We start from the raw sequence: 1,351 nt of genomic DNA, 5'->3' as shown, positions 1-1,351 counted from the left end.
TTAATCACAACAAAAACCAGAAAGGATGTACCTTACCTATGTCTAACAGTATACCTCAAAATGAACTTTCTAAACAAATTGAAGATTTAGTATTGGGTTTTGTGAAGGAAAATCTTGAAGTGATTCTAAAGGAAGAGATGAAGAACTTCTTTGAAGTTGAGAACCCAGAATTATCGAGTAGTAAAAATGGGTATTATGAGCGAATTTTAGATACGAGATACGGCCGAATACCAGATCTATCTGTTCCTAGAGATCGTGAAGGTTTTTTTCAAACCGAGTTATTTGATCCATACCAGCGCCGTGAAAAATGGTTAGGTGAAGCTATCATTGAAATGTATTATAAAGGATTTAGTACACGTGAAATTGGGAGCTTTATAGAAAGAATACTTGGTAATTCTTATTCTGCTTCCACAATCAGCAACATCACCGATGTTGTGGTAGAAGAGATTGAACAATGGCAACAACGGCCATTAAGAAAAAGGTACTCTGTGTTGTATTTAGATGGGACTTATCTAAAGCTTCGTCGTAAGGATGTAGATAGTGAAGTTGTTTATATCGTAGTTGGCGTTACGGATGAAGGCTATAAAGAAATTGTAGGCTTTCATGCTGGAGGTAAGGAAAGCTCCTTGGGGTGGAAAGAAGTTTTAGTAGACCTTCGTAACCGCGGGGTTGAAGAAGTATTACTAGCTGTTTTTGATGGCCTAACAGGCTTAGAAACGGCGTTAAAAGAAGTTTTTCCGAAGACTGATGTACAACGTTGTATTACTCACAAAATGAGGAATACAAATCACTCCGTCCGAAAAAAAGATCGCGAAGAAGTGGCTGAGGATCTTAAAAAGGTTTATCGTGTGAATACCAAAACTGAAGCTATGGAGAAGTTTAAGGATTTTAAAAATAAATGGAATTCCACTTACCCTAAAGTGATTAAATCATGGGAGGAAGATTTGTCTGTTCTTTTAACCTTTTTAGATTATCCAAAGGTAATTCAGCCGCAAATTTATACAACAAACACTATTGAAAGAACGATTAAAGAAATAAAGAAAAGAACTCATTCTATGAATAGTCTTCCAAGCGAAAAAGCACTTGAGAAAATTGTATATTTAGTCTCAAAAGAGTTTAATGAGAGGTGGGAAAAACGTGTCATTGTTGAGTTTACCGCAGCAAAAGAAGAGTTAAAGGAAATGTTCAAAGAACGTTTCGGAAAATAAGTGTTAACTAAGGGGTAACCTTATTGAGAGGTTATACATTAGCCGTTGTTTTGACATGGAGCCTCTGTGGGCATGACTAGTTAGCCAAACCGCCAAGTTTATAATAACTTGGCTAACCATCTGAGGCTATCATGCCCACCACT

1 protein-coding gene is annotated in these 1,351 nt (G+C 36.6%); it reads left to right on the top strand.

Annotated features, from left to right (window positions below):
- Positions 1–38 precede the first annotated feature (38 nt).
- The gene (locus ABDZ63_RS15760; protein WP_343785173.1) at positions 39–1,208 is read left to right on the top strand and encodes an IS256 family transposase; all 1,170 of its coding nucleotides are present in this window, start codon (positions 39–41) and stop codon (positions 1,206–1,208) included.
- Positions 1,209–1,351 lie beyond the last annotated feature (143 nt).

The organism is Alkalibacillus silvisoli (assembly GCF_039521975.1).
GTDB lineage: Bacteria > Bacillota > Bacilli > Bacillales > Alkalibacillaceae > Alkalibacillus > Alkalibacillus silvisoli.
Note: the sequence above shows the minus strand (reverse complement) of the source record. Positions and strands in the feature narration are given on the sequence as shown.